The sequence below is a fragment of the Xanthomonas sp. JAI131 genome (assembly GCF_013410075.1).
GTDB classification, from domain to species: Bacteria; Pseudomonadota; Gammaproteobacteria; order Xanthomonadales; family Xanthomonadaceae; genus Xanthomonas_A; species Xanthomonas_A bonasiae.
This window is the reverse complement of record NZ_JACCCN010000002.1, coordinates 905,548-932,190: the sequence shown is the minus strand read 5'-3', so window position 1 is coordinate 932,190 and position 26,643 is coordinate 905,548. Positions and strand designations below refer to the sequence as shown.

The 26,643-nt window shown below is 68.9% G+C and carries 20 protein-coding genes; 17 read left to right on the top strand and 3 right to left on the bottom strand.

The annotated features are described in order from the left end of the window. Positions 1 to 145 precede the first annotated feature (145 nt). The 3 genes from HDC36_RS10695 (at position 146) to HDC36_RS10685 (ending at position 4,211) form a co-directional block, all read left to right on the top strand. Positions 146 to 709: an adenylate kinase gene (locus tag HDC36_RS10695; protein WP_179567021.1), complete on the top strand. Its 564-nt coding sequence runs from the start codon at positions 146 to 148 to the stop codon at positions 707 to 709. Between the two features lie 1,404 nt (positions 710 to 2,113). Beyond that, on the top strand, positions 2,114 to 3,601 hold the full coding sequence (gene mpl, locus HDC36_RS10690) for a UDP-N-acetylmuramate:L-alanyl-gamma-D-glutamyl-meso-diaminopimelate ligase (RefSeq protein WP_179567019.1): 1,488 nt from the start codon (positions 2,114 to 2,116) through the stop codon (positions 3,599 to 3,601). A 28-nt stretch (positions 3,602 to 3,629) separates the two neighbouring features. Then, complete coding sequence (locus HDC36_RS10685) at positions 3,630 to 4,211, top strand: LON peptidase substrate-binding domain-containing protein (protein ID WP_179567017.1); 582 nt, start codon at positions 3,630 to 3,632, stop codon at positions 4,209 to 4,211. Between the two features lie 511 nt (positions 4,212 to 4,722). Here HDC36_RS10685 and HDC36_RS10680 read toward each other — a convergent pair. After that, the gene (locus tag HDC36_RS10680; protein ID WP_179567009.1) at positions 4,723 to 6,738 is read right to left on the bottom strand and encodes a bifunctional DedA family/phosphatase PAP2 family protein; all 2,016 of its coding nucleotides are present in this window, start codon (positions 6,736 to 6,738) and stop codon (positions 4,723 to 4,725) included. A gap of 48 nt (positions 6,739 to 6,786) precedes the next feature. On the opposite strand from HDC36_RS10680, the gene HDC36_RS10675 reads away from it, so the two are divergent. From HDC36_RS10675 to HDC36_RS10650, 6 genes are all read left to right on the top strand, one after another. Next, the gene (locus HDC36_RS10675) at positions 6,787 to 7,461 is read left to right on the top strand and encodes a serine/threonine-protein kinase (protein ID WP_179567007.1); all 675 of its coding nucleotides are present in this window, start codon (positions 6,787 to 6,789) and stop codon (positions 7,459 to 7,461) included. 301 nt (positions 7,462 to 7,762) lie between these two features. Beyond that, the gene (locus HDC36_RS10670) at positions 7,763 to 8,425 is read left to right on the top strand and encodes an OmpW family outer membrane protein (RefSeq protein ID WP_179567005.1); all 663 of its coding nucleotides are present in this window, start codon (positions 7,763 to 7,765) and stop codon (positions 8,423 to 8,425) included. A gap of 77 nt (positions 8,426 to 8,502) precedes the next feature. Beyond that, complete coding sequence (locus tag HDC36_RS10665; protein WP_179567004.1) at positions 8,503 to 9,651, top strand: GGDEF domain-containing protein; 1,149 nt, start codon at positions 8,503 to 8,505, stop codon at positions 9,649 to 9,651. 338 nt (positions 9,652 to 9,989) lie between these two features. Then, entirely contained in the window at positions 9,990 to 10,805 is an 816-nt protein-coding gene (locus tag HDC36_RS10660; RefSeq protein WP_179567003.1) for an NAD(P)-dependent oxidoreductase, read from the top strand. 383 nt (positions 10,806 to 11,188) lie between these two features. Further along, the gene (locus HDC36_RS10655) at positions 11,189 to 12,262 is read left to right on the top strand and encodes an ROK family transcriptional regulator (protein WP_255432732.1); all 1,074 of its coding nucleotides are present in this window, start codon (positions 11,189 to 11,191) and stop codon (positions 12,260 to 12,262) included. Positions 12,263 to 12,423: 161 nt separating this feature from the next. Beyond that, positions 12,424 to 12,846: a VOC family protein gene (locus HDC36_RS10650; RefSeq protein ID WP_179567002.1), complete on the top strand. Its 423-nt coding sequence runs from the start codon at positions 12,424 to 12,426 to the stop codon at positions 12,844 to 12,846. Between the two features lie 4 nt (positions 12,847 to 12,850). Here HDC36_RS10650 and HDC36_RS10645 read toward each other — a convergent pair whose 3' ends face one another. Next, positions 12,851 to 13,723 (bottom strand): ion transporter, encoded by an 873-nt coding sequence (locus tag HDC36_RS10645; RefSeq protein ID WP_179567001.1) that lies wholly within the window; start codon positions 13,721 to 13,723, stop codon positions 12,851 to 12,853. Between the two features lie 532 nt (positions 13,724 to 14,255). Here HDC36_RS10645 and HDC36_RS10640 point away from each other — a divergent pair. The 3 genes from HDC36_RS10640 (at position 14,256) to HDC36_RS10630 (ending at position 18,507) form a co-directional block, all read left to right on the top strand. Next, positions 14,256 to 15,431, top strand: coding sequence for a glycosyltransferase (locus HDC36_RS10640; protein WP_179567000.1), 1,176 nt, complete (start codon positions 14,256 to 14,258; stop codon positions 15,429 to 15,431). Continuing rightward, positions 15,428 to 17,179: a glycosyltransferase family 39 protein gene (locus HDC36_RS10635; RefSeq protein ID WP_179566999.1), complete on the top strand. Its 1,752-nt coding sequence runs from the start codon at positions 15,428 to 15,430 to the stop codon at positions 17,177 to 17,179. The genes HDC36_RS10640 and HDC36_RS10635 overlap by 4 nt, the downstream gene beginning before the upstream one ends. A gap of 95 nt (positions 17,180 to 17,274) precedes the next feature. Further along, complete coding sequence (locus tag HDC36_RS10630) at positions 17,275 to 18,507, top strand: acetylornithine transaminase (RefSeq protein ID WP_179566998.1); 1,233 nt, start codon at positions 17,275 to 17,277, stop codon at positions 18,505 to 18,507. Positions 18,508 to 18,981: 474 nt separating this feature from the next. Here the strand turns inward: HDC36_RS10630 and HDC36_RS10625 are convergent, their stop codons facing one another. Next, positions 18,982 to 19,596, bottom strand: coding sequence for an HAD-IA family hydrolase (locus HDC36_RS10625; RefSeq protein ID WP_179568007.1), 615 nt, complete (start codon positions 19,594 to 19,596; stop codon positions 18,982 to 18,984). 292 nt (positions 19,597 to 19,888) lie between these two features. Between HDC36_RS10625 and HDC36_RS10620 the strand changes: the two genes are divergently transcribed. From HDC36_RS10620 to HDC36_RS10600, 5 genes are all read left to right on the top strand, one after another. Next, positions 19,889 to 22,585, top strand: a complete 2,697-nt coding sequence (locus HDC36_RS10620; RefSeq protein WP_255432679.1) for a TonB-dependent receptor — start codon at positions 19,889 to 19,891, stop codon at positions 22,583 to 22,585. Between the two features lie 225 nt (positions 22,586 to 22,810). Further along, positions 22,811 to 24,385, top strand: coding sequence for a flavin monoamine oxidase family protein (locus HDC36_RS10615; RefSeq protein ID WP_179566997.1), 1,575 nt, complete (start codon positions 22,811 to 22,813; stop codon positions 24,383 to 24,385). Then, on the top strand, positions 24,382 to 24,810 hold the full coding sequence (locus tag HDC36_RS10610; RefSeq protein ID WP_225209733.1) for a cytochrome c: 429 nt from the start codon (positions 24,382 to 24,384) through the stop codon (positions 24,808 to 24,810). The genes HDC36_RS10615 and HDC36_RS10610 overlap by 4 nt, the downstream gene beginning before the upstream one ends. A gap of 44 nt (positions 24,811 to 24,854) precedes the next feature. Then, entirely contained in the window at positions 24,855 to 25,364 is a 510-nt protein-coding gene (locus HDC36_RS10605) for a RidA family protein (protein ID WP_179566996.1), read from the top strand. A 31-nt stretch (positions 25,365 to 25,395) separates the two neighbouring features. Continuing rightward, entirely contained in the window at positions 25,396 to 26,586 is a 1,191-nt protein-coding gene (locus HDC36_RS10600) for a pyridoxal phosphate-dependent aminotransferase (protein WP_179566994.1), read from the top strand. The last annotated feature ends 57 nt before the right edge of the window (positions 26,587 to 26,643 follow it).

The following is a 26,643-nucleotide window of genomic DNA, read 5'->3' as shown; positions in this document are numbered from 1 at the left end:
GGTCGGGACTCGCTCCTGGGGTGGGGACATTGCCGGGACATTGCCCGGATGCGTTAAGCTGGGGGCCTTGCGGTACAGCGCAGGCGTGGCCCCCGAGTCTAACGCCGCCGGCCGCGCACGGTAATTTCCTCGAGGAGTCAGGTTGATGCGATTGGTTCTGTTGGGACCGCCCGGATCGGGCAAGGGCACGCAGGCGAGCCGCCTGAAGGACAAGCTGCAGATCCCGCACATTTCCACCGGCGACCTGCTGCGCGCCGAAGTCGCCGCCGGCACTCCGCTGGGCGTGCAGGCCAAGGAAGTGATGGCGCGCGGCGACCTGGTTTCCGACGATATCCTGCTCGGCATGCTCGAATCGCGGCTCGGCCGCGACGACGTCGCCAACGGTTTCATCCTCGACGGCTATCCGCGCAACCTGGCCCAGGCCTCGGCGCTGGACGAACTGCTGGCCAAGATCGGCCAGCCGCTGGACGCGGTGGTGCAGTTGGACGTGGCCACCGAGCTGCTGGTCGAGCGCATCGCAGGCCGCGCCAAGGCCGAAGGCCGCGAAGACGACAACCCCGAGTCGGTGCGCAAGCGCCTGCAGGTGTACAACGATTCGACCGCGCCGGTGATCGGTTTCTACGACAAGCGCGGCACCCTGGCGCGCGTGGACGGCGTCGGTTCGCTGGACGACGTGCTGACGCGCATCCTGGCGGCGATCGGCCGCTGAGCAGGCCCTGCGTCGAGCGGCCGCCTCGCTGCGGCGCTCGGCGCGCCTGCTGGTCCGACGCATCCGTAGCCCCTGCTTCGCAGGCCTGCCGCCATCGTGCTGGGCGCTCTGTAGGAGGGGCTTCGGCCTCGGAGGTTTCCGACCTCGGAAGGCGCGCTGCTGCGCTGATCGCGGTTGAAACCGCTCCTACAGGTAACATGTGCTTGGTGGGTTGGGTGCGTAGTGGGCGTGCTTCGGCCCGCACTGCCCGACGCCGTGTCAGGTTTGCCGCTTCGTTCGCCGCGACCGATAGCGAGGCCATCGGAGTCGCTCCCTAAGGGACTTGCGGCCTGCTTACTGGGTGCACTGTGGGAGGGACTTCATTCCCGACGCATTGCGCCGCCGGAAAGCACGCCGCTTCGCTCGTCGCGGCTGAAGCCGCTCCTACAGGGACTTGCGGCAAGCTGACTGGGTGCACTGTAGGGGGGGCTTCGGCCCCGACGGTTTCCGACCTCGGAAGGCGCGCTGCTGCGCTGATCGCGGTTGAAGCCGCCCCTACAGGGAAAAAATGCGCTTGGTGGTTGGGTGCGTTGTGGGGAGTGCTTCGGCCCCCGCACTGCCCGACGCCGTGTCAGGTCTGCCGCTTCGTTCGTCGCGACTGATAGCGAGGCCAGCGGAGTCGCTCCCTAAGGGACTTGCGGCCTGCTTACTGGGTGCACTGTGGGAGGGACTTCAGTCCCGACGCATTGCGCTGCCGGAAAGCACGCCGCTTCGTTCGTCGCGGCTGAAGCCGCTCCTACAGGGACTTGTGGCAAGCTGACTGGGTGCACTGTAGGAGGGGCTTCAGCCCCGACAGGCTGTGTCCGAAGTCCGTACCTCTCACACTGCGCTTGTCGGGGTTGAAACCGCTGCTGCAAGGGATAAAGGGACGCAAGGCCGGCGTGTGCGGCGCGCGCGCAGGGCTCAAGCCCGCCAGGGCGTCGACCCACTCCGGCTGCCGCGCGTCCGTGCCACCTGGTCGGCGAGCCGCGTTCTGCGCCAGGGTTTAGCTATATCCGTCGCCAAGGGCGGGCAGGGCAAAACAAAACCATGCCTCCCGCCACGCGTGGGCGCGGGCGGGAGGCCGGAAACGTTAGGTGCCAGCGAACGGGCTTGCTCAGGGCCCCACAACATGAGCTCCCTTGGGGATGGCCTCTTGGGGAGTAGGACCGTAGGGTGTTGCGGCTGGCTTGTTCATTTTCGATGTTGGCTCCCGACTTGCCTATCGGGAACTTTCTTCGGTGGGTGTGGGGGATTTCCTAACTTGACGTGGCCGCCGTTTCGAGGGCCGGGCGTGGGCGTTCGCCCTTCGGCGGCGCCGCGCCGCGGGCCGGCGGCCGCAGCGTGCCGGTTTGCGCGCGTCGGGGGATCGGCGACAATCGCGCCATGAGCAAGATCCATATTCTCGGCATCGCCGGTACGTTCATGGGCGGTGTCGCCGCGCTGGCGCGCGAACTCGGCGATGAGGTCGAAGGCAGCGACCAGGCGATCTACCCGCCGATGTCCACGCAACTGGAGCACCTGGGCATTGCGCTGAAGCAGGGTTACCTGCCCGAGCACATCGGGGCCGACTGCGCGCAGGTGATCGTCGGCAATGCGCTGTCGCGCGGCAATGCCGCGGTCGAGGCGGTGCTGGATTCCGGCCGTGCCTATACCTCCGGCGCGCAGTGGCTGAGCGAGCGGGTGCTGCCCGGGCGCGACACACTGGCGGTGGCCGGCACCCACGGCAAGACCACCACGACGAGCATCCTGACCTGGCTGCTGCAGGCGGCCGGCCGCGAGCCGGGGTTCCTGATCGGCGGCGTGGCCGAGGATTTCGGCGTGTCCGCACGTTTGGGCGGCACGGCGTCTTCGGCCGGCGGTGCGCATCGCGATCCGGTCGCCGAGGCCGTCGCTGCGCGCCAGCACGCAGCGGTCGCCACCGGCCCGCGCGCGCTTGTCAGCGAAACCGCAGCCGCAGCCGCGCAGGAGCGGCCGCTGTTCGTGGTCGAGGCCGACGAGTACGACACCGCGTTCTTCGACAAGCGCAGCAAGTTCGTGCACTACCGGCCGCTGGTGGCGATCCTCAACAACCTCGAGTACGACCACGCCGACATCTTCCCCGACGTCGCCGCGATCCAGCGCCAGTTCCACCATCTGGTGCGCACCGTGCCGCGGCGCGGCCGGCTCATCGTCAACGGCGAGGACGCGCATCTGCGCGAGGTGCTGGCGATGGGCTGCTGGACGCCGGTGGAGCGCTTCGGCTTCGATCCGGCGTTCGAATGGAGCGCGCGTCCGCTCGCCGCCGACGGCAGCCATTTCGCTGTCTTGCACCGCGGCCAGGAACTGGGCGAAGTGCGCTGGCCGCTGCTCGGCCGGCACAACGTGATGAACGCGCTGGCGGCGCTGGCCGCCGCGCACGCGGTCGGTGTGGCGCCGGCGCAGGTGATGCCGGCGCTGGCGCAGTTCCGCAGCGTCAAGCGGCGCCTGGAAGTGCTCGGCCAGGCGCAGGGCATCACCGTCTACGACGATTTCGCGCATCACCCCACCGCGATCCGCACCACCCTGGAAGGGCTGCGCGCGAACGTGGGCGCGGCGCGCATCGTGGTGGCGATGGAGCCGCGCAGCAATTCGATGCGGCTGGGCGCGCATGCCGAAGCGCTGGCGCCGGCGCTGGAGGCGGCCGATGCGGTGGTGTTCCTGCAGCGGCCGGAGCTGGCCTGGGACGCCGGCAAGGTGATCGCCGCGGTCCGCGGCCAGGCCTGCGCCGCCGCGGACGTGGATGCGCTGCTGGCGGCGCTGCAGGCGCAGGCGCGTGCCGGCGACCATGTGGTGTTCATGTCCAACGGCGGCTTCGACGGTGCGCCGCGGCGCTTCCTGGCGGCGCTGCAATGAGCGTCGTGCCGTGCAATGGGGCGCCTGCATGAGCGAGGAGCGCAGCACGCTGGCGCTGTTCCCGCTGCATGCGGTGCTGCTGCCGGGTGCGTCGATCAAGCTGCGCGTGTTCGAACGCCGCTACCTGGACATGGTGCGCGACTGCGGTCGCAGCGGCAGCGGCTTCGGTGTGTGTCTGATTCTGGAGGGCGCCGAGACCGGCGTCCCGGCCGTGCCGGCGGCGTACGGCACCGAGGCGCGCATCGTCGATTTCGATGTCGGTGCCGACGGCGTGCTGGTGCTGAGCCTGCGCGGCGAACGCCGCTTTCACGTGTTGCGCAGCCGGGTCCGCGACAACGGCCTGGTGGTCGGCGACGTGCACTGGCGCGAGCCGGACGAGGACGACGAGTTGCAGCCGCAGCACGCGCTGTTGTCGACCGTGCTGGACAGCATTCTGGACCAGGCCGCCGATGTGTATCCGGTGGTCGGCCCGCGCCTGCTCGACCAGGCCGCCTGGGTCGGCTGGCGCCTGGCCGAACTGTTGCCGCTGGACGAGCGCCAGCGCCTGGCGCTGCTGCAGGAAGACGATCCGCACGAGCGGCTGGAGCAGTTGCTGGGGTGGATTCCTTGAAGCCGGGATTCGGGATTCGGGATTCGGGATTCGCAGGAGTGCTGGCGGCGGATGCGTTGAGGGCAGCCTGCGGTTTACAGCAGCATGTTCGTCCGGTAATGCCCGTTTGTGGGAGCGACTTCAGTCGCGACGCGCTCTACCTGGACTATCTGTCGCGATCGAGGCCGCTCTGGCCATGAACAGCGCGCAAGCCGGCCGTCGTCTCGACGGCATCTGACTCGGAGCACGAGGGCGCGTCTCGCTGTGTGTTCGCGTGTCTGCTGCGGCGTGGAGTTGGACGTAGCACTGCGCTGCGGTCCGGAATGGAGCCGGGGGTCGGGAGCCGGATGCGATATACGACGTATGGGATTGCGCGGTCGCGCAAGCGTCGCGGGCCGATGGCACGAGGCCAATCGAATGCATTCCTGCATGCATCGCCGTTCGCCCACATGGCTGGGAGCGGGTGCTCCTGGCCATGATGGGCGGCACGGCACACCGGGTGGCCTTGGTCTTCGGCCGACCGCGAAAGCGCTCAGGGCGCCTCGACCGGCGCCTCGCCCTCGCTGCGCACCAGCAAGACCGGCACATCCGACGGGCGATGCATGTCCTTGCGCGTGGGCAGCGCGTGCAGCGCGTCGGTGACCGCGTTGAGCGCGGGATCGGCGCCGCGCAGCGGGCGCCACAGGCCGATCAGGTTGAAGTGGCGTTCGTAGCGCAGGCTCTGCGCGCTGCCCAGCCACAGCGGCACGTTGCCCGGTTGCAGCCGCGCCGGGGCCGGCCACAGGCGCAATGCATAGAGTTCGCCGGGGCGCGGTCCGCTGCGCAGCATCAGCAGCGATTCCACCCGGGTGTCCAGCGTCGCCGGCAGCACCGGGACGCGTTCGGCCTGGGTCTTGTAGTCGAGCAACTGCAGCGCCTGCTGCCAGCCGGCTTGCGGCTGCACGCGCCAGCCGGCGGCTTCGAGCTGACGCTGCAGCGGCGCCAGCGGTCCGGCCACCTGCAGGTCCAGCGGCCAGCGCTGGTCGTCGTCGAACTCGTTGCGCCGCGATGGCAGCAGCCGCCATTCGTCCTGCCACCACGTGGCGGCGGCCAGATCCATCAGCACCGGCGGCGGCGGTTCGAACTTGGCCAGCTTCTGCTCCAGGTTGCGCGGCGCGTACCACAGCGCCGCGGCGACGAAGCCGCCATAGAACAGCCAGGCCAGCGGCTTCATCCAGAACGCGCGGTTGAAGCGGCGGCGGTAGGCGATGCCCAGGACCAGCAGCCAGAAGATGCCGAACAGCATGCCGCCGACCACGTCGCTGAGCCAGTGCGCGCCCAGGTACAGGCGGGCGAAGCCGATCAGGGTCACCACCACGCCCGACAGCAGGTACGGCCACACCCGCGAGCGCCCGGGCAGTTCGCGCGCGATCAGCACGGCGAAGAAGCCGAAGCTGATCGTGGCCATGGTCACCGCCACCGACGGGAAGCCGAAACCGCTGCTGGCCGCCGGCGGGCGCACCACGTGCACGGTGGTGCCGAGCAGCTTGGTCAGCGCCAGGCCGAAGGCCAGCGCCGCCAGCCAGTGCGCCGCGGCCATCCAGCGCTGGCGCCAGATCAGGTAGACCAGGCCCAGCGCGGTGGCCGGTACCAGCACCTGCCAGTCGCCGAGCGAGGCCAGCGCGGTCATCGGGTAGTCGGCCAGCGGATTGCGCAGCGCCAGCATCAGGTCGTGCACCGCCAGGTCCAGCCGCAGCGGCTCGCCGTGGCCGACCACCACCATCAGCAGCGCGAACCAGCCCCAGCCCAGCGCCAGCAGCATCACCGCCAGCATCGCCAGCGGCACCGACTCGCGCCGTTGCGGGTCGAACACCGCGATCGAATAGCGGCCCAGCACCGGGTGCCGGCGCGACCAGTCCAGACCGCGCGCCAGCAGCGCGTCCATGTGCCCGGCCGACCAGCGATAGCCGTACAGCACGATCGCCCAGACCAGGCCCAGCGCCAGCACCAGCAGGCCCAGCACCAGGAACAGGCGCCCGGCGACCGCGGCCACCGCATCGTAGGCCTGGCCGAGCAGCCAGCCCGGGCCCAGGAACAGCAGCGCCCAGGTCACCGCGGCGACGCCGCTGGCGACGAAGTAGCGGCGCAGCGGCATCTTCATCATCCCCGCCACGGCCGGCACGAACGGGCGGATCGCGCCGACGTAGCGCGCCACCAGGATGCTCTTGAAGGCATTGCGGCGGAACATCGCCTCGCCGCGATCCAGCAGCTGCGGATAGCGCCGGAACGGCCAGTAGTTGCGCAGCTGGTGGCCCCAGCGATGGCCGACCCAGTAGCTGAGCGCGTCGCCGGCCAGCGCGCCGAGGGCGGCGCTGACCACCGCGTACGGGCCGGAGATCTGACCCAATCCGATCAGCACGCCGATCGCGAACAGCAGCGGCAACGCCGGCACGATGGTGCCCAGCACGATGACCGCGTCGCAGAACGCGATCGCGAAGATGACCGCGCCGGCCAGGATGGGATGCGTTGCGACCCACTCCAGCGTGGCGTCGATCCATGATGCATTCATGGGGGGATTATAAGTGGGCGAGCATGGCGTTCCGCTTAAACTGGCGCGATGACACGCGCGCCGGCCGCTTCCACCCAGATCCTCAAGTCCGACAGCTTCGGACGCATCCTGCTGGTACGCGAAGCCGACGGCGACGGCGAGCACGTGTTCGTGCGCCGCGACCTGACCGCCGCGCCATGGTGGCTGCGCCTGCCGGCCTGGTGGCTGGCGCGGCGCGAGGCGCGGGCGCTGCAGCAGTTGTCGGGCATGGCGGCGACGCCGCAGCTGCGCGGTTGGGACGGCACCTTCCTGGACCGCAGCTACCTGGCCGGCGACGCCATGTACCAGCGCCCGCCGCGCGGCGACCTGGCCTACTTCCGTGCCGCACGGCGCCTGCTGCAACAGGTGCACCGGCGCGGCGTGGCGCACAACGATCTGGCCAAGGAAGCGAATTGGCTGGTGCTGGAGGATGGCAGCCCGGCATTGATCGACTTCCAGCTGGCGGTGCGCGGCGCGCCGCGTTCGCGCTGGATGCGGCTGCTGGCGCGCGAGGACCTGCGCCACCTGCTCAAGCACAAGCGCATGTACTGCCGGCAGGCGCTGACCCCGATCGAACTGCGCCTGCTCAAGCGCCACTCCTGGGTGCGCGAACTGTGGTTCGCCACCGGCAAGCCGGTCTACCGGTTCGTGACCCGGCGCCTGCTGAAGTGGGAAGACAACGAAGGGCAGGGGCCTAAGCCTTGAGAGGTCGGTAGGGCCGGCCATTCGGCTGTTGAAGGCAGGGATGTTGGATAGGGAGGGGGAACGCGGTCGCGGGCTTGACGTGCGACGGCGTGACGGGAAGGCGTTTCGCGCAGCGATCCGGCTATCGGCTCGATCCTGTCCCGCGACCCGATGGCTTCTGCCGACCGTCGATGGGCCGCATGTCCAGGCGCGTCGCTACGCCCAAGAACACTCCGCCATGGCGCCTAAAGTTGTGTTCGCCGGGGCCGATACCCCATGTGCGTCACACGGTCCATTCCTGCCGGATCAGATAGGACAACCCATGATGCGTGAATTGGGGCGAATCTGGCCGGTGTATCTGGCGGTGCCTGGCATTGTCGCGCTGGCTCCGGCGAGTGCGATGGCGGCAGAGGTCCTGTTGTCGGCACCGCGGCAAGGCAATTGGTTGATTCGCGCAATGGCGCTGGAGATTGTTCCGCTCAATCTCGACTCGGAGATCTCCTACATCGGCGGCGAAGTCGATACGCCCAGCGATTTCGTGCCAGGTCTGGATCTGAGTTACTTCGTCACCGATCACTGGGCGATCGAGTTCCAAGGCGGATTGTTCGCGCGGGAGTATCGGATCTCGAAGTCGAGCATCGGCGCTTTCGACGTGGGCACCGTCGAAAGCGGTGCCGTCTCGCTGACCGCCCAATACCACTTCCGCCCCCATGCCGCGCTCAATCCGTATATAGGGCTGGGCGTCAATTACGCGTGGGAGCACAAGGTCCGCCCTGCCGCCGGGATTCCCGATTTTCGGGTCGATGCCATCGCCAGCGGCATCGCGAACCTGGGATTCGATTACCGCTTGGCAGGAAACTGGTACTTCAGTTCGAGCGTGCGCTACGTGATCAGCCCGGCCTACCGCTTCGAGGGTCAGGGTTTCAATGCCACCGTCAAGGTGAGCACGCTGGTGTTGGGTCTTGGGGTGGGGTATCGATTTTGAATAAGACCGTTACTTCCGCAAGTGCGACAAACCAGGCGTCCGGCGTCTAAGCATCGCTTCGCGGAGAGCCGATCGCCATGCTCGACATCGAAACACTCTACTTCAGCAGCACGGTGAGTCGTGCAGCCTTTCTGGTGATTTTCGTGGTCACCGTGTTGAGCCGGCCCAAGGAGCGCTATCTCCATCACTGGACCGTTGCGTTGCTCGCGTCCACCTTCGGATCGCTGCTGACGATCACTCGCCATGGCGACGCGCTGCCACCGTTGATGGCGTTGTTGGTCTACACGCTATTCATTTCGAGCCTCGCATTGTCGTGGAGCGGCATGAGGCTGTTCTACGGACGAACGGTGTCCGTCCGCACGCTCTTGCTGCTGTCTGTGCTGCCGAGCGCGCTTTATGCCGCCGCCGCCGTTGCCGGCGTAACCGAGCGGATAACGCTGCCCTTCATCTATTTCAGCGCCGCCTTGCCGGCCGCCCTGGTGCTCTACGAAATCCTGATCGCTCCCGACCGTCGGCTGCTCTCGCAGTACGTTGTTGCGTTGGCGTTTGGCTGCTACTTCCTGACGCTTGCCGTGCCGGCCGCATTGATGACGTTCGGTCTGGTGCTGGACATCCGCAAGAGCGAAAGGATACCTATCATCTTCGACCAGGCCAGCAGCATCCTGGTCTACTTCGGCTACATCGCCATGGCCGGCGAACGCGCCAACCTCGGCTTGAAACGGCAGGCGGAGAGCGATCCGCTGACCAATCTGGCCAACCGGCGCGGCGGCCGCCGGATGCTGGAGCGGCTACACGCGCGGCTGGCCTCGGGAAGGCGGTGCAGCGTGCTGCTCGCCGATGTCGACTACTTCAAGCACGTTAACGACGGCTTTGGGCATGACGTGGGCGACGCTGTGCTTGTGTCCATCGCGCAACGCTTGAGCGGTGGCCTGCGCAAGCGCGACGAGGCGGTGCGCTGGGGCGGCGAGGAGTTTCTGGTCGTGCTGCCCGATACCGGCATCGACGACGCTGAAAATTCTGCAGAGCGTCTGCGGGCGCTGATGGAGGCAGAGCCTTTCAAGGTCGAGGGGCGACAGCTTGCGATCACGCTCAGCCTGGGCGTTGCCGAAATGGATCCCGCCGACCTCAGCTTCGACGCGGTCATCTTGCGTGCCGACAGGGCGCTCTATCGAGCCAAGCGCGAGGGGCGCAACCGGGTGTGCCGGTCTGCCGGTCCGCTCGAATGAAGGCGGCGCGCCGGTAACGCGTCAATTCGCCGGAGTTCAACACAAGCGTTCCGCACAATCGGACACAGCGCGCTTCGACGAGTGCATGGAGTGGGCGCCGTACCAGGCATCGACGCGGTGCAGTGCCGTTGCGGCCAAGATGGAAGACAGCGATCGCGAGCCATCCCCCCGCACTGCTATCGGGCAATGCGGACGCCCGTATGGGCAAATAGCTGAAGTCGAGTCGGGTTGACCGGCAGTTGCAGCCGGATGTGGGCAGCGGCATTGCGCGAAACGTATGCGCAGCGCAGTCCAACAGCTTGCTAAGCTACGTGATCGCCGTTCTCTTCGGGATTTCCATGACGCTGAAAGGCAAAACCCTGTTCATCACCGGCGCTTCGCGCGGGATCGGTCTGGCGATCGCGCTGCGTGCGGCGCGCGATGGCGCCAATGTGGCGATCGCGGCCAAGTCGGCGGTGCCCAATCCGAAGTTGCCCGGCACCATCCACAGCGCCGCGGCGGCGGTCGAGGCGGCCGGCGGCCGCGCGCTGGCGCTGAAGTGCGACATCCGCGAGGAGGAGCAGGTGCGCGCGGCGGTGGCGGCGACGGTCGAGGCGTTCGGCGGCATCGATATCCTGGTCAACAACGCCAGCGCGATCTGGCTGCGCGGCGCGCTGGACACGCCGATGAAACGCTTCGACCTGATGCAGCAGGTCAATGCGCGCGGCAGCTTCCTGTGCGCGCAGGCCTGTCTGCCGCATCTGCTGCGCAGCGCCAATCCGCACATCCTGACCCTGGCGCCGCCGCCGTCGCTGGATCCGAAATGGTGGGCGCCGCATACCGGCTACACGCTGGCGAAGATGGGCATGAGCTTCGTGACCCTGGGCCTGGCCGGCGAATTCGGCCCGCAGGGCGTGGCGGTCAATGCGTTGTGGCCGCGCACGCTGATCGCCACCGAGGCGCTGAACATGATTCCCGGTGTCGATGCGGGCAACGGCCGGCGTCCGGAGATCATGGCCGATGCGGCGCATGCGGTGCTGACGCGCACCGCGGCCGGGTTCCATGGGCAGTTCCTGATCGACGACGAGGTGCTGGCCGCGGCCGGCGTGACCGACCTGTCCGGCTACGCGCTGGATCCGGCGCAGCCGTTGTTGCCGGATCTGTTCCTGGATTGAGCGGGGCAGGCGCCGGTCGCGCGGCGACGATGCGTTCTTCGCGCCGGTGACCGCAGGAAGGGTTTCAGCTCCGATCGTGTTCCCGGACTGGAAACTCCCATTGCTTTGGTCGCCGCAGAGCGGCTTTCCTTGCAAGGTGCGGCCGGGGACCGATGAAGCGCCGGTCTTCTGGAGCGTCGGCCACGTTACGAAGAGGCGATCTTCCATGGCGATGGCCGGATTCTAATAACTAAGGGTGAATTAAATATTTCACCATTGCCCGCTATGCTTTCCCGACCTTCCGCCGATCCTCGCTCATGCCCGCTCCCGTCGCCGTCTCGCTGCCGCGCGCTTCCCGCCCTGCCCATGCCACGCATGCCGATCTGAGCGACAACGAGCGGCGCATGCTCGACAGCCTGCGCCTGTTCGGCACCGTCACCCGTGCCGATCTCAGCCGCATCACCGGCTTGACCGTGCAATCGGCGGTGCGTCTGATCGATGGCCTGGCCGAACGCGGGCTGGTGCTGATCGGCGCCTCGCTGGCGCATGGCGGCCGCGGCAAGCCGGGTGCGGCGATCGCGCTCAATCCCGCGCACGGCCACACCGTCGGCTATTCGATCGCCACCGATGCGCTGTCGCTGGCGCTGCTGGACTTCAGCGGCCAGGTCCGCGCCACCGCCGAGCACCCATTGCGTTCGACCGAGCCGGCGGCCTTGCTGGCGCAGTTGCGCGAGGCCGACGCGGCGCTGCTGGCCGAGGCCGGACGCGGACTCGGGCCGCGGCTGGGCGCGGGCGTGGCGATGACCGGGTTCTTCGTCGATGGCGCCGAGCGCATGAACCCGCCCGATCCGCTGCGCGCGCTGGGCGAACTGCCGATCGGCGACTGGCTCGCCGACGCGCTGGGCCTGCCGGTGTGGGTGGACAACGACGGCAGCGTCGCCGCGGTCGGCGAGAGCCTGCTCGGCGTCGGCCGCCAGTATCGCGACTTCGCCTATCTGTATTTCAGCTACGGTCTTGGCGGCGGCGTGGTGATCGACGGCGCCTGCCTGCGCGGCGCGCACGGCAATGCCGGCGAATTCGCCGGCATGCTGCCGGGGCCGGGCCTGGAGCGCGGCACGCTGGAGCTGCTGCGGCAGATGCTAAGCGAGGACGGGGTGGTGCTGGCCGACGTCAGCGCGCTGGTGGCGGCCTACGACCCGTCCTGGCCGACGATCGAGCGCTGGATCGCGCGCGCGGTGCCGGGCCTGTCGCTGATCGTCTCGGCGATCACCGCGGTCTTCGATCCGCAGGCGGTGGTGTTCGGCGGACGCATTCCGCGCGATCTGGCGCTGCGCCTGATCCCGCAGCTACGCATCGACAACCAGCCGCGCCGCGGCCAGGCGCGGCCGTTGCCGGTGCTGCTGCCGGCCGCGGCGATGGCCGACGCCAGCGCGGTCGGCGCGGCCACGCTGCCGTTGAAGGCCTGCTACTTCCGCTGAGCGGCGGGCGCAGCGGCGGCGTCTGCGGCTTGCCTGCGCCTGCACGCCGCGGGCGCTACCCTATGCGCCTGTGCAAGGACTCCGCTGTCGCGCTGCGCGTGGCGGCAACGCCGCAAGGCGCGGCGGTCCTGCCCATTCCCCCATCCACTGGAGTTGTCGCGATGAAATACCTGCACGCCATGATCCGCGTCCACGATCTGGAGAAGACCAGCAAATTCTTCACCGAGGGCCTGGGCCTGAGCGAAACCCGGCGCATCGACAACGAAGCCGGCAAGTTCACCCTGGTGTACTTCGGCGCGCCGCAGAACCCGGAGGCCGAAGTCGAGCTGACCTACAACTGGGGGTCGGACGAGGACTACGGCAGCGCACGCAACTTTGGCCACCTGGCGTTCGAGGTCGACGACATCTATGCGCTGTGCGCGCACCTGCAGGCGCAGGGCATCGTCATCAACCGCCCGCCGCGCGACGGGCGCATGGCCTTCGTGCGCAGCCCGGACCTGATCTCGATCGAACTGCTGCAGAAGGGCGAGGCGCTCGCCCCGGCCGAGCCGTGGGCATCGATGCCCAACACCGGCGTGTGGTGAGGACTCAGGGCGCTGCGGGATCGGGCAACGCCTGGCCGCAGCCCCGGCAGTAGCCGGCGCTGCGGTCGTGGCCTTGCAGGCCGCAGTGCGCGCAGGTGCGTTGATCCGGCACGCGGCTGCGGTCGGCGTCGCGCAGGCTGTTGGCCAGTTCGGCGGTGTAGATGCCGGTAGGCACGGCAATGATGCTGTAGCCGATCAGGATCAGCACCGAGGTGATGGCGCGGCCCAGCGGCGTGAGCGGCGCGATGTCGCCGAAACCGACCGTGGCCATCGTCACCACCGCCCAGTACATGGCGGTGGGGATGCTGGTGAAACCGTTGGCCGGCCCTTCCACCACGTACATCAGCGCACCGAAGATCACCACCAGGGTGATCACGGTGAACAGGAACACGAACACCTTGCGCCGGCTGCGCCATAGCGCGTCGACCAGCAGGCTGCTCTCCTCGACGTAGCGGGTCAGCTTGAGGATGCGGAACAGCCGCAGCACCCGCAGCACCCGCACCACCAGCAGCGTCTGCGCGCCGGGCAGCAGGAACGAGATGTAGGTAGGCAGGGTCGATAGCAGATCGATCACGCCCCAGAAGCTCAGCGCATAGCGCAACGGCCGCTTCACCGTCATCAGTCGCAACGCGTATTCGGCGGTGAACAGCGCAGTGAAGGCCCATTCCAGCACGTACATGGAGCTGGCGTAGCGTGCGTGCAGCGCCGGCACGCTGTCGGCCATGATCACCGCGACGCTGGCCACGATCGCCGCGACCAGCAGCAGGTCGAAATTGCGCGAAGGCCGGGTGTCGTGCCGATAGATGATGTCGAACCAGCGTCGCCGCCAGCCGTGCTCGCGTGCGGGGGCGAGCTGGGGATCGGTGAACAGTCGCATCCGCGCATGCTAACCCGACGCCGGCTTCGGCGGACCCGCCGTCTGTGCGCGGCCGCGGGTGGGAGCCTTGCGCGGCGCCGGCATGGTGGTGGCGTGGACGCGCCAGCGGCCCCGGTGGGGGGCGACGGCAGGGCAGCGCGGCAGGCGGCGCCGCTCGCGGAGATGGCGGACGGTCGCAGCCGTGGGCGCAGTCTGTCGCAGGCGCCGCTCCGGGGCGCGCCGGGCGCATCGAAAGCAGGGTAGTCGGCTTTGCGCTGGCGGCGGCTGCGCAAATGCACAGCCGCGCGACCGGCAGACGCTGCGCAGGCATCGCCACCGCGATCCGCGCGCGCCGGCCGTTCATCACCGATCAAGCCGGGCGGCGACGCTCGCCGTCCTTGCCTTTGCAGGCCTTCGCCATTTTCTGCGTCAGCGCGTGACGTTGCGTTGCAGCGTATGCGCATGCATGCACGAAACCGGCATGCGACGGCAATCCGCCGCCACATCCGCTGCAGACCCTTCGGCGCTCGCCCCCGCGCCCCTGGATCTGTCCATGCCCTCGTCTTCGCCCGCCGCGTTGCAGGCCGCGCCGACGGTCTCCGTCGTCATCTGTACCTTGAACGAACACGAGGCCATCGGTCCGGTATTGCGCGAACTCGCCGCGCATCTGCAGCACGTCGACTACGAAGCGATCGTGGTCGACGACTCCGACGACGAGCGCACCGCGCAGGCGGTGACCGCGTATGCGGCCGACAATCCGGCGGTGCGCCTGGTGCGCCGCCGCGGCGGCCGCGGCCTGGCCGCGGCCGCGATCGCCGGCTGGGACAGCGCCCGCGGCCGTTGCCTGGCGATCATGGACGGCGACGGCCAGCACGATCCGGCGCTGATCGCGCGCATGCTGCGGCGCATGCGCGACAGCGAGGCCGAGGTGGTGGTCGCCAGCCGCTATCTGGACGCGAGCGGTTCCGGCCTGTGCCGCCACCGGCATGCGCTCAGCCGCGTCGGCGTGCGCCTGAGCCAGGCGCTGCTTGGGCTGGGCGTGGCCGATCCGATGAGCGGTTGCTTCCTGATGCGCCGGTCCTGGTATCGGCAGGTGCGGCCGCAGCTGTCCGGCGTCGGCTTCAAGATCCTGGTCGACGTGCTGGCCTCGGCGCGGCGGCGTCCCTACACGGTGCAGGTGCCGACGCAGCTGCGCCGCCGCCGCGGCGGCGCCTCCAAGCTCGACACGCGGGTGGTCGCCGAACTGGCCGCACTGCTGCTGGAAAAGCGCACGCGCGGCTGGCTGCCGGCGCGCATGAGCCTGTTCTTCGCGGTCGGACTCAGCGGCATGGGCGTGCACCTGCTGTTGCTGGGCGCGTTGCTGATGCTGGGCATGACCTTCTGGCTGGCGCAGTTGCTGGCGATCTGTACGGCGATGGGCTGGAATTTCCAGTGCAACAACCTGCTGACCTTCCGCGATCGGCGCCTGAGCGGCATGCGCCTGCTGCACGGCATGGCGATGTTCTATGCGGCCTGTCTCGGCGGCGCGATCCTCAGCGAACTGATTGGCAGCGGCCTGCATGCGCTGCGGTTGCCGTGGTGGCTGGCCGGCGCCGCCGGCGCGCTGGCCGCGGGCGGGTGGAACTACCACGCCGCCAAGCGCAGCGCCTGGCGGCCCGAGGATGCCGCGGCCGGCGTCGCGCCGAGCCGCGACACCGTCGCAGCGTCGCCGCTGGCGATGAAGGAGTGAGCGAGCTGCGCAACCTCGCCGGCGCGGCGCCGCGCTGGCCGGCACTGGCCTTCGCCGCGATCGCGGCCTGCGCTTGCGTGTTCGCCTTCGTCGGCCTGGATGCCAGCGACTACTGGATCGACGAGCTGTACACGCTGCACGTGATGGGCCACGGCCAGGGCCTGGCCGAACTGTGGCGGCGCGCGCTCACCGACACCCATCCGCCGCTGTACTACGTGCTGCTGTATGCGTGGAGCCAACTGGCCGGCAACGGCGAGGCCGCACTGCGCCTGCCCAGCGCGGTGGCCGCGGTGCTGGCGCTGGGCGTGTTCGGATCCGGCCTGCGGCGCGTGTTCTCGCCGGCGGCGCTGGCCTTCGCCCTGGCGGCGGGCGCGGTGTCGGTGTTCTGGTTCGAGCAGAGCCAGAACGCGCGCAGCTATGCGCTGTGCCTGCTGCTGTCGGCTGGCCTGCTGAGCAGCGCCGTCGCCTTGCGCCGACGTGCGCAGACCAGCGACGTCTTCCCGTTCGCGCACTGGGCCGCGCTCAGCGTATTGGGACTGATCGCCAGCTTCACCCACGCCTATCTGCTGCTGTGCGTCGGCATGCTGCTGCTGTTCCTGATCGCGACGCAGCGCGATACGCGTCTGCGCGTGGCGCTGGCGGTATCCGGCGTGGCGATCCTGGCGCTCAATGTCGGCTTCGTGCTGTTGTTGCTGCACTGCACCCAGCAGGACGTGCACCAGCTGTGGTTCCGCAACGATGCCCGGTTCTTCTATGTCCAGTTGCTCAGCGCCAGCCGCGACCTGCTGTCCGGGGGCACCATGCTGGCGGTGCTCGCGCTGCTGGGCCGTTGGCTATGGCGGCGCCTGCGCGCGGTTCCGCACGACACTGCGCGGATCCGCGGGCAGGCCGATTGGGTCGCGGCGCTGTGCGGCTGCGTGCTGGTCGGCATGGTGGTGAGCGGGATCGTGGTGAGCGTTGCGATTGCGCCGTCGTTTTCCGCGCGCAACCTGCTCACCGCCGCGCCGTTCGCCTGGGCCTTGCTGGCGCGCCTGTACGACGTGGCGGGACCGAGCGCGCGCAGCCGTGGCGGGCGCATCGCCGCGGCCGTGCTGATCGTGCTGGTGGGCGCGCAGCTGTGGCTGCTGCGCGGCCGCCCGCTGCAGCGCAACGAGGCCTGGCGCGGGTCAGCGCAGGTCGTGCAGCGGCTGCCCGGTTGCCGCGATGTCGTGCTGCCGGTGGTGCTGCCGTACAAGTTCGGCCCCTCCAGCGCGCCGTACCGCAGGTTGGCCGAGCAGGACTTCTTCGGCCATTACCTGCAAGGCCATCGCCTGCGCGCCTACACGCCCGACGAACTTGCCGGGCGCACTGCCGCGGAAGGGCTCGCTGCGCAGTTGGCGGCACGGGCGCAGGCGGCCGCAGGCGGCGGCTGCGCGCTGCTGGCCTGGGGCGTGCACGACCTCAATGCGGCGGCGGCGCTGCGCCTGGCGCGGGATCTGGGGCGGCTGCCGGGCGTAGCCCCGAACCGGGTGCTGGTGCAGCCGGTGCTGCGCTGGCGCCGGCGCGGGCTGGGCTGGCATCCGGTCGCCGACGGATTCGTGTTCCTGGCGGCGCCGCCGCTGCGCGCCGGACGGGCGCCAACCGATCCCGGCGTGCCTGCGGCGGTGGCGCGACTGCCGGCGTTGGGCGCACCGTGGGTGTCCAGCGCAGACGGCGCGGTGTGTGCGCCCGACTGCGCCGCAGCGCTCGGCACAGGCGCCAGGCCGTAGCCGTACAGGCGCCTGCCGCGCACACCCGCCCGGCCGCGCGCGGCCGCCGCGCCGGCGGTCTTATACTCGTGCGCTTTCTCCCAGGAATCCCTTCGATGACCGCTTCCTCCGCCGCGGATCTGATCGCCCTCGGCCAGCACTACTACCTGCCGATCTACCGTCCGCGCCAGCTGGTGCTGGAGCGCGGCCAGGGCGCCAAGGTGTGGGACAGCGAAGGCCGCGACTACATCGACCTGTCCGCCGGCATCGCCGTGTGCGGGCTCGGCCACAACGATCCGGACCTGACGGCGGCGCTGCTTGAGCAGGCCGGCAAGCTGTGGCACACCAGCAACGTATTCTACAGCGAGCCGCCGCTGCGCCTGGCCGAGGAGCTGGTCGCCGCGTCGCGCTTTGCGCAGCGGGTGTTCCTGTGCAACTCCGGCAGCGAGGCCAACGAGGCGGCGATCAAGCTGGTACGCAAGTGGGCTGCCAGCCAGGGCCGCGCGCCGGACCGGCGGGTCATCGTCACCTTCCGTGGCAGCTTCCACGGCCGCACCCTGGCCGCGGTCACCGCCACCGCGCAGCCGAAGTACCAGGAAGGCTACGAGCCGCTGCCCGGCGGCTTCCGCTATGTGGATTTCAACGACATCGTGCAGTTGGAGACGGCGATGGCCGCCGGCGACGTGGCCGCGGTGATGATCGAGCCGGTGCAGGGCGAGGGCGGGGTGATGCCGGCCGCGCCGGGTTTCCTGGCGCAGGTGCGCGCGCTGTGCGACCACCACGGCGCGCTGCTGCTGCTGGACGAGATCCAGTGCGGCATGGGCCGCACCGGCACCTTGTTCGCGCACTGGCAGGACGAGGTGACGCCGGACATCGTGACCCTGGCCAAGGCATTGGGCGGCGGTTTCCCGATCGGTGCGCTGCTGGCCGGGCCGAAGGTGGCCGAGACGATGCAGTTCGGCGCGCACGGCAGTACCTTCGGCGGCAATCCGCTGGCCGCGGCGGTGGCGCGGGTGGCGCTGCGCAAGCTGGCGTCGGCGCCGATCGCGGCGAACGTGTCGCGGCAGGCGGCGGCGCTGCGGCAGGGGTTGGCCGCGCTCAACGACGACTTCAAGCTGTTTGCGCAGGTGCGCGGGCGTGGCTTGATGCTCGGCGCGGTGCTGAACCAGGCGCATGCGGGGCAGGCCGGGGCGATCCTCGATCATGCCGCTGCGCATGGGTTGTTGACGTTGCAGGCCGGGCCGGATGTGTTGCGCTTCGTGCCTTCGTTGAATATCACCGATCAGGAAATGGCTGAGGGGTTGAAGCGGTTGCGGGCGGCTTTGCAGGCTTATGTCGGTAAGCGTTGAGCCTGATTGACGTTTGAGTGTCTGTTGGCTTTTGATTCAACGGCAACGGCAACGGCAACGGCAACGGTACAAGCAAAGCTTTCGCGCTTTGCGCGAGTCACTTTTCTTTGCTTGTGCAAAGAAAAGTAACCAAAAGAAGCGCTTTACCACAGCCGAAGGCTGGTCAAGCACACCCTGACTTCGCGCCCTCCGCGCTGCGCGCTCCGGGTCCGCGAATAGGCCGGGATTCACGGAAGGGGCATCCTGCCCCTGCCGTGAACGGCGCACATCCATGTGCGCCGCCCCTTCGGGGTTTTTCCCGTCCTATTCGCCGCTACGTAAGGGAACCCGGTAAAGCAAAGCCACAGCAACAGCAGCATCAACAGCCACAGCCACAGCTACAGCTACAGCTACAGCTAGAGCTACAGCAGGAATGGCCGCGGGCGTTATGGCAGCTGCGGCGGACGCGGGCTCTGTCGGCGATAGGAGCGTCGTCTAGCCCAAGCCGTGCCGCGCAAGGGCGCGGCGCAGGGCGCGGGCGCCGCTGGCGGTTTCGGCGGGCATGCCGATCGCGCGGGCGCCGCGGACGTTGACGAACAGGTCGTCGATGAACAGGGCGTGCCGCGGGGCGATGCCGAAATGGTCGAGCGCGCGCCGGTAGACCTCGGCCTGCGGCTTGCGTCCGCCGAGTGCGCCGCTGCACAGGACGCGTCCCTGCAGCAAGGGGAATAGCGCCGGGACGATCTGCGGGATCGCCTGCGCCATCAGCGGGCCGTTGTTGGTCAGCACGCCGAGCGCGACCCTGCCGGCCAGCGCCAGCACGCGTTCGATCACGCCGGGATCGCCACGGCTGCCGGCCACGCGCGCGGCGATCCAGTCGGCTTCGTCCACCTGCGCGCCCAGGCCCTGGCCTAGCCGATGCAGATAGGCGGCGGTGGCGATGGCGCCGCCGTCGTAGGCGGTTTCCAGTCCGGAGGCGAACAGGACCTCCCGCACCCGCGCCGGATCGCAGCCGCAGTGGGTGGCCAGGTGCGCGATGCGTGCCGCCCGCGAGTAGGCCGCCAGCACGCCGTCGAAGTCGAGCAGCAGCAATTTCGGGCTTGGATGGATCAACGCGGCCACCGCGTCTGGCGCTGCACGCAACGGCGCGGCTGGAACATGGGGCGGGTCCGAAGTGTCGTTGGCCGAGATTAACCCACTCCCCCGCGGCGATGAACGCCACTACCCGCGGCTCGGCGCTCGCCACCCCCCACCCACCCGCTCGCGGCGCACCTACCCGTCGGATCCGGTCGTCCGGTGCCGTGCGCTGGCTATGGTCCCTGCACGCCGCGATCGCGGCGCCGCCGGTCGGGGAACCGGTGCGCATCCACGCCACATCCACGTCACCTCGGGGGTCTTGAACATGAGCAAGCGTTTGAACGCCGATCGTCTGGCGGAATCGGTATGCAGGGGACTGTGCAATGCACGGCACGGCCACGGGCTGGCCACGCTGACGCTGCTGCTGGCCGGCGCACAGGCGCTGCCGGCGTTGGCCGAAGAGCCGGGTGGCGAGGCCAAGACGCTGGATGCGATCACGGTCATTTCGACCGGCACGCGCAAGGCCAACATGGCGGTCACCGACAGCCCGGCGCCGATCCAACTGGTGAGTGCGGAGATGCTCAAGCAGTCGGCCGCGCCCGACCTGATCAACGCCATCGCCAACCAGGTGCCGTCGTACAACGCCAACCAGACCGGCAACGACATGGCGAGCCAGACGCTCACCGCCAGCCTGCGCAATCTCTCGCCCAACCACACCCTGGTGCTGGTCAACGGCAAGCGCCGCCACATCACCTCCAACGTCAACACCACCACCGGCGCGGCCTCGGCCGATCTGTCGTTCATCCCGGCCGCGGCGATCGATCACGTCGAAGTGCTGACCGACGGCGCCGCCGCGCTGTACGGTTCGGACGCGATCGCCGGGGTCATCAACATCATCCTCAAGAAGAACCACGACGGCGGCGAAGTGGACGCCGGTTACGCGGGCTACAAGGATGGCGGTGGCGGCACCGATTCGTGGGGCGCCAACATCGGCTTCGGCAGCGACGCGGCGTATTTCAGCCTCAGCGCCGAGGTCGAGAACCGCAAGACGGTGTACCGGCTCGGTTCGTACAGTTATGCCGACTGCGTGGCCAACTATGCCGACTGCACGGCGGTGAATCCGAGCATGGCCGACTTCCTGGCCGACGACGTCGAGGGCATGACCCTCAACGGGCGCTTCCCCAACGTCAACGCCTGGCTCAACCCGCCGGAAGTGCACCGCAAGGCGCTGTTCTTCAACTCCGGGGTGGTGCTCAGCGACACGCTGGAGTTCTACGCGTTCGGCAGCTACGGCAAGAAGACCGCGCAGTCGGAGGAGAACTACCGCCGTCCCAGCCAGGACGGCGGCTACGTCGATCCGGTGACCGGCGCGGTCAGCCACAAGTATCCGCTGGGCTTCAATCCGTCCGAGGCCTCCGACGAGGTCGACTACGAGTTGACCGCCGGGCTGAAGGGCGTGCTGGCCGATTGGTCGTGGGATTTCTCCAGCAGCTACGGCAAGAACGAGATGGACGTGTACACGCTGAACTCGATGAACTTCAGCCTGTGGCAGGACTACGGCTATTCGCCCGAGGACTTCTACGACGGCAGTTTCTGGGCCAGCCAGTGGACCACCAACTTCAACGCCACGCACGATTTCGACGTCGGCCTGTCGCAGCCGCTGACCTTCAACGCCGGCGTCGAATACCGCCGCGACCAGTACGGCATCGATCCGGGCGATCCGACCTCGTACTACGGCGCCGGCGCGTCCTCGTTCCCCGGCTACAACCCGCTGTTCAACACCGGCTCCTACAGCCGCCACAGCTACGCAGCCTACGCCGACGTGGTGTTCAATCCGACCGAGAAGTGGCTGGTGGATGTGGCCGGGCGTTACGAGGACTACAGCGACTTCGGCAGCAAGGTGGTCGGCAAGCTGACCACGCGCTTCGACTTCACCGACACCTTCGCGGTACGCGGCACCGCCAGCACCGGGTTCCGCGCGCCGACCCTGCAGGAAGGCTATTACTCGGCGGTGCAGGTCGGCCCGACCAGCGCCACCCCGACCCTGCAGCCCAACAGCGCGGCCGCGGCGGCGCTGGGCTTCGGCAGCCTGAAGCCGGAAACCAGCACCAACTACAGCCTCGGCTTCGTGTTCCGACCGATGCCCAACTTCGACAGCACGCTCGATTTCTACCGCATCACCATTTCCGACCGCATCGGCGTGGGCACCTTCGAATATTCCAAGGCCGGCCAGCCCGGCGACACCAACGGCGACGGCACCCCCGACGCCGCCTACAACGCGGCGCTGGGCCAGGCCCTGGTCGATTTCGGCTACCTCGGCGGCATCGATCCGGCCGCGCCGGGCGGCTCGCTCGACGCCACCGCGCGGCAGAACATCTCGGTGGCGATCTTCAACAATGCGCTGAAGACGCGCAGCACCGGCGTGGACTGGGTGACCAACTACATCACCGAGTTCGACTGGGGCTCGATCGACTGGATGCTGGCGGCCAACTACAACAAGACCGAGGTGCTCAGCGCCAAGCCGGCGCCGGAGGTGCTCGGCGGCGCCACCATGTACAGCGCGGCGACGCTGATCAACCTGGAAAACAACGCGCCCAAGTACCGGTTCAACCTGGGCGCCACGTTCAACATCGGCAAGTTCAGCCTGCGCGTGACCGAGGCGGTCTACGGCCCGCAGTACCAGCTGATCGCGCCGTACGACGAGTGGAACGGCGACATCTTCCCCGACAGCGTGCTGAGCCAGCTCGACGTGGTCGACGTCAACGGCGCGCCGTACTACAAGCAGAAGATCGGCACGATGGCGCTGACCAACGTCGAACTGACGTTCCGGCCCACCGAACAGCTGACCGTCAGCGTCGGCGGCGACAACGTATTCAACAAATACCCCGACAAGGTGCCGGCGGCGGCGTACGACTACCTCGAGAAGAACTACCTCAGCTACTACAACTCGCCGTACCTGACCGGCAGCCCGGTCGGCTACTTCGGCGCGCGCTACTACGCCAAGCTGACCTACCGCTTCTGAGCTGCGCGCGCCCCGCTTGAGCCCCTCTCCCCCCGGGAGAGGGGTTGGGGTGAGGGTCCGTCCGCCAGCGGCGCATCCGCTCGCGCCGCGCGCCGCCGGCCGCACTCCTACCCGCTCCATCGCGACCTACCCGCCGCACACGGCCTGCGCCGCCGCCGCGGCGGCTATGGTCGATCCGCAATCCGTGAGGCGATATCGACGATGCAAGCACCAACCAGGGGCGCCATGACCCGCCGCCAATTGCTCGCCAGGATCGGCCTGGCCGGCGGCGGCGCGATGATGTACCAGGCGATGCACAGCCTGGGCCTGGCCGCCGAATCGCGCTTCGGCGGCGTGCCGCGGCTGGACGGCGACGCCAAGGGCGCGTCGGTGCTGGTGCTCGGCGCCGGCCTGGCCGGGCTGACCGCGGCCTATGAGCTGCGCAAGGCCGGCTATCGCGTGCAGGTGCTCGAGTACAACGCGCGTCCCGGCGGCCGCAACTGGACGCTGCGCGGCGGCGATCGCTACACCGAGCTGGGCGGCTTCGAGCAGCAGTGCGGTTTCGACGAGGGCATGTACCTCAATCCCGGCCCGTGGCGCATCCCGCACCATCACAAGGCGGTGCTGTCCTACTGCAAGCAGTTCGGGGTGGCGCTGGAACCGTTCGTGCAGGTCAACTTCAACGCGCTGCTGCACAGCCGCGAGGGGTTCGGCGGCAAGCCGCAGCGTTTCCGCGACATCGACGCCGACTACAAGGGGCACGTGGCCGAACTGCTGGCCAAGAGCACCCGGCAGGGCGCGCTGGATGCGCAGGTGCAGCGCGAGGACCAGGAGATCCTGCTCGAGTCGCTGCGCAACTGGGGCGCGCTGGACAAGGACTTCGGCTACGTCAAAGGCCGCGAGAGCAGCGAGCGCCGCGGCTTCGCCAAGTATCCCGGCGGCGGCCTGTCCGGCAAGCCGCAGTTCTCCGAACCGTTCACCACCCAGGACATCCTGCGCTCGCGGCTGTGGACCACGCTGGCGGCGGGCAACAACTACGAAATGCAGACCGCGATGTTCCAGCCGGTCGGCGGCATGGACCAGATCGGCAAGGCGTTCGCGCGCCAGCTCGGCGACGCGATCCGCTACAACGCACGGGTCACCCGCATCGACCAGGACGCGCACGGGGTCAGTGTCGCGTACCAGGACGGCGCCGGCGCCGAGCAACTGGCCAAGGCCGATTGGTGCGTGTGCACGATCCCGCTGTCGATCCTCAGCCGCATTCCGCTCGCGGTGGGCGAGAAGATGGCCGCCGCGATCGGGCAGGTGCCGTACGCGGCCTCGGTGAAGGTCGGGCTGCAGTTCAAGCGCCGCTTCTGGGAAGAGGACGAGGCGATCTACGGCGGCATCAGCTACACCGACCTGCCGATCACCCTGATCAGCTATCCGAGCACCGGTTTCCAGAGCGCCGGCAAGGGCGTGCTGCTCGGCGCCTACGTGTGGGGACTGGAGGCGTTCGAGTTCACCTCGATGACGCCGCAGCAGCGCGTGGCCAAGGCGGTGGAATACGGCACCCAGCTGCATCCGCAGTACCCGCGCGAATTCGACAACGGCATCGCCGTGGGCTGGCACCGGGTGCCGTTCACCCATGGCTGCTTCGGCGTGTGGAGCGATGCCGCACGCGCCGAGCACTACGAGAACCTGTGCCGGATCGACGGCCGCATCGCGCTCGCCGGCGAGCACGCCTCGTACATTCCGGCCTGGCAGGAAGGGGCCATCACCTCGGCACTCGACGCGATCGAGCGCCTGCATCGCCGCGTCGTCAACGGAGCCCGCGCATGAAGCTGGATCGTCACTGGATGCTCGCCGCGGCGGTCGCGGCCGGGGTGCTGGCGCTGATGCTGCCGCCGGCGATCGGCCCGGCCGCGGCGCAGAGCTCCGATGCCACGCCGCTGTATCCGCAGGCCGCGTTCGCCACCGCTTCCGGCGCCACCGTGTACGCGGCGATCTGCCAGAGCTGCCACATGCCCGGCGGGCAGGGCGCGCGCGGCGGCGGCGAGTATCCGGCGCTGGCCGGCAACCCCAAGGTGGCCGCGGCGCCGTACGTGGCGATGATGGTGCTCGACGGCCGCGGCGGCATGCCCGGTTTCGCCGGCATGCTCAACGACCAGCAGGTCGCCGAGGTCGTGCATTACGTGCGCAGCCAGTTCGGCAACGACTATCCCGGCAAGCTCAGCGCCGACGAGGTGCGCACGCTGCGGCACTGAGCCGGTTCCGTTTCATTCTCTTTTCCGATCGCGAGGAGTTCCGCATGCGCCGTTCGTTCGTTTCCCGCTCGCTCCGTGCCGGTCTGTGCGCTGCGCTGTGGCTGCCCGCCCTGGCCGGCGCCGCCGAAATCGTGCGCCACAAGATTCCCAACAGCGATTTCCCGATTTCCGCGGCGGTGGAGATCCCGGCGGGCAAGACCACGGTCTATCTCAGCGGCGCGGTGCCGCGGCCGATCGATGCGAGCGCGCCGAAGGATTCGCCTGCCGCCTACGGCGACACCAAGGCGCAGACCGTCAGCGTGCTGTCGCAGATCGAGGCGCAGTTGCACGGCATGGGCCTGGGCATGCGCGACGTGGTCAAGATGCAGGCGTTCCTGGTCGGCGATCCGGCGCTGGGCGGGAAGATGGATTTCGCCGGGTTCATGGAGGGCTACCGGCAGTTCTTCGGCACGCCCGAACAGCCCAACCTGCCGTCGCGCTCGGCGTTCCAGATCGCCGCGCTGGGCAATCCGCTGTACCGCATCGAGATCGAAGTGGTCGCCGTGCGTCCGTAGGTTCTTCGCCCTGTCTTCCAAGGAGTCCGCCATGCAGCAGCCGTCGCGTTCGCGCCGCACTTTCCTCAAGGACTCGGCGCTGGTCGCCGCGGCCGGTTTCGGCGCGCCGTGGCTGGCGCAGGCCGCGCCCGCCGCGGCGCAGGCGACCAATGCCGACCTGGCGCCGGTGCTGATCAACGCCAACGAATATCCCGGCGGACCGTCGCCGGCCGCGCAGCGCGCGATCGCCGCGATCGCGTCCAGCGGCGGCCGTTACCTGGGCGAGCTGCAACTGGAATTGCTGCAGACCCTCGCCGACCAGCTCGGCGTGGGCATCGATCACCTGATGGCCTACGCCGGTTCCACCGAGCCGCTGGACTACACCATGCTGGCGTTCACCTCGCCCAGCGCGTCGCTGGTCACCGCCGATCCGACCTTCGAATCCGGCTGGCGCGCCGCTGCGCGCAACGGCGCCAAGGTGATCAAGGTGCCGCTGCGCAAGGACGACGCGCACGACGTGCAGGCGATGTGCGCCGCCGACGCCAACGCCGGGGTGATCTACATCTGCAACCCGAACAATCCCACCGGTTCGGTGACGTCGCGCAAGGACCTGGACTATGCGCTGGCGCACAAGCCCAAGGGCAGCGTGCTGGTGGTCGACGAGGCGTATCTGCATTTCTCCGACAGCGCCCGCAGCATGGTCGACCGCGTCGCCGCCGGCGACGACGTGATCGTGTTGCGCACCTTCTCCAAGCTCTACGGCATGGCCGGCATCCGCCTGGGCTATGCGGTGGCGCGGCCGGAGCTGCTGGCCAAGCTGAAGTTCTACAGCGTCAACAGCTTGCCGGTGACCGCGGTCGCCGCCGGCCTGGTCAGCCTGCGCGATCCGGCGCTGGTGCCGCAGCGGCGCACGCTCAACAGCGCCATCCGCAGCGACGTGGTGCGCTGGCTCGGGGCGCAGGGCTATGCGTGCACGGCGTCGGAAAGCAATTGCTTCATGGTCGACGTGAAGCGCCCGGCGAAGGAGTTCATGGACGCGATGGCCACCTATGGCGTGTTCGTCGGCCGCAGCTGGGCGTTGTGGCCGAACCGGTCGCGCATCACCGTCGGCACCGCGCCGGAGATGGCGCGATTCAAGAGCGCGTTCGCGCAGGTGGCGGCCGGCAAGCGCGGGCCGCTGCCGGTGCCGGCGCCGAGGATGGCGCTGCATGATCCGCTGCACGGATTCTTCCGCAACGCCTAGGCATTGCCTGCGCCGGATGCTGCAGTGCACGAGGACTTGTCGTTGACAAACATTTGC

Excerpts from the sequence above, each read along its gene's own strand:
- HDC36_RS10605 (WP_179566996.1), top strand. The coding sequence starts at position 24,855 with ATGCGCCGTTCGTTCGTTTCCCGCTCGCTCCGTGCCGGTCTGTGCGCT.
- HDC36_RS10670 (WP_179567005.1), top strand. The coding sequence starts at position 7,763 with ATGATGCGTGAATTGGGGCGAATCTGGCCGGTGTATCTGGCGGTGCCT.
- HDC36_RS10630 (WP_179566998.1), top strand. The coding sequence starts at position 17,275 with ATGACCGCTTCCTCCGCCGCGGATCTGATCGCCCTCGGCCAGCACTAC.
- HDC36_RS10610 (WP_225209733.1), top strand. The coding sequence starts at position 24,382 with ATGAAGCTGGATCGTCACTGGATGCTCGCCGCGGCGGTCGCGGCCGGG.
- HDC36_RS10680 (WP_179567009.1), bottom strand. The coding sequence starts at position 6,738 with ATGAATGCATCATGGATCGACGCCACGCTGGAGTGGGTCGCAACGCAT.
- HDC36_RS10620 (WP_255432679.1), top strand. The coding sequence starts at position 19,889 with ATGAGCAAGCGTTTGAACGCCGATCGTCTGGCGGAATCGGTATGCAGG.
- mpl (WP_179567019.1), top strand. The coding sequence starts at position 2,114 with ATGAGCAAGATCCATATTCTCGGCATCGCCGGTACGTTCATGGGCGGT.
- HDC36_RS10615 (WP_179566997.1), top strand. The coding sequence starts at position 22,811 with ATGACCCGCCGCCAATTGCTCGCCAGGATCGGCCTGGCCGGCGGCGGC.
- HDC36_RS10645 (WP_179567001.1), bottom strand. The coding sequence starts at position 13,723 with ATGCGACTGTTCACCGATCCCCAGCTCGCCCCCGCACGCGAGCACGGC.
- HDC36_RS10650 (WP_179567002.1), top strand. The coding sequence starts at position 12,424 with ATGAAATACCTGCACGCCATGATCCGCGTCCACGATCTGGAGAAGACC.
- HDC36_RS10695 (WP_179567021.1), top strand. The coding sequence starts at position 146 with ATGCGATTGGTTCTGTTGGGACCGCCCGGATCGGGCAAGGGCACGCAG.
- HDC36_RS10640 (WP_179567000.1), top strand. The coding sequence starts at position 14,256 with ATGCCCTCGTCTTCGCCCGCCGCGTTGCAGGCCGCGCCGACGGTCTCC.
- HDC36_RS10660 (WP_179567003.1), top strand. The coding sequence starts at position 9,990 with ATGACGCTGAAAGGCAAAACCCTGTTCATCACCGGCGCTTCGCGCGGG.
- HDC36_RS10665 (WP_179567004.1), top strand. The coding sequence starts at position 8,503 with ATGCTCGACATCGAAACACTCTACTTCAGCAGCACGGTGAGTCGTGCA.
- HDC36_RS10600 (WP_179566994.1), top strand. The coding sequence starts at position 25,396 with ATGCAGCAGCCGTCGCGTTCGCGCCGCACTTTCCTCAAGGACTCGGCG.
- HDC36_RS10675 (WP_179567007.1), top strand. The coding sequence starts at position 6,787 with ATGACACGCGCGCCGGCCGCTTCCACCCAGATCCTCAAGTCCGACAGC.
- HDC36_RS10685 (WP_179567017.1), top strand. The coding sequence starts at position 3,630 with ATGAGCGAGGAGCGCAGCACGCTGGCGCTGTTCCCGCTGCATGCGGTG.
- HDC36_RS10655 (WP_255432732.1), top strand. The coding sequence starts at position 11,189 with ATGCTCGACAGCCTGCGCCTGTTCGGCACCGTCACCCGTGCCGATCTC.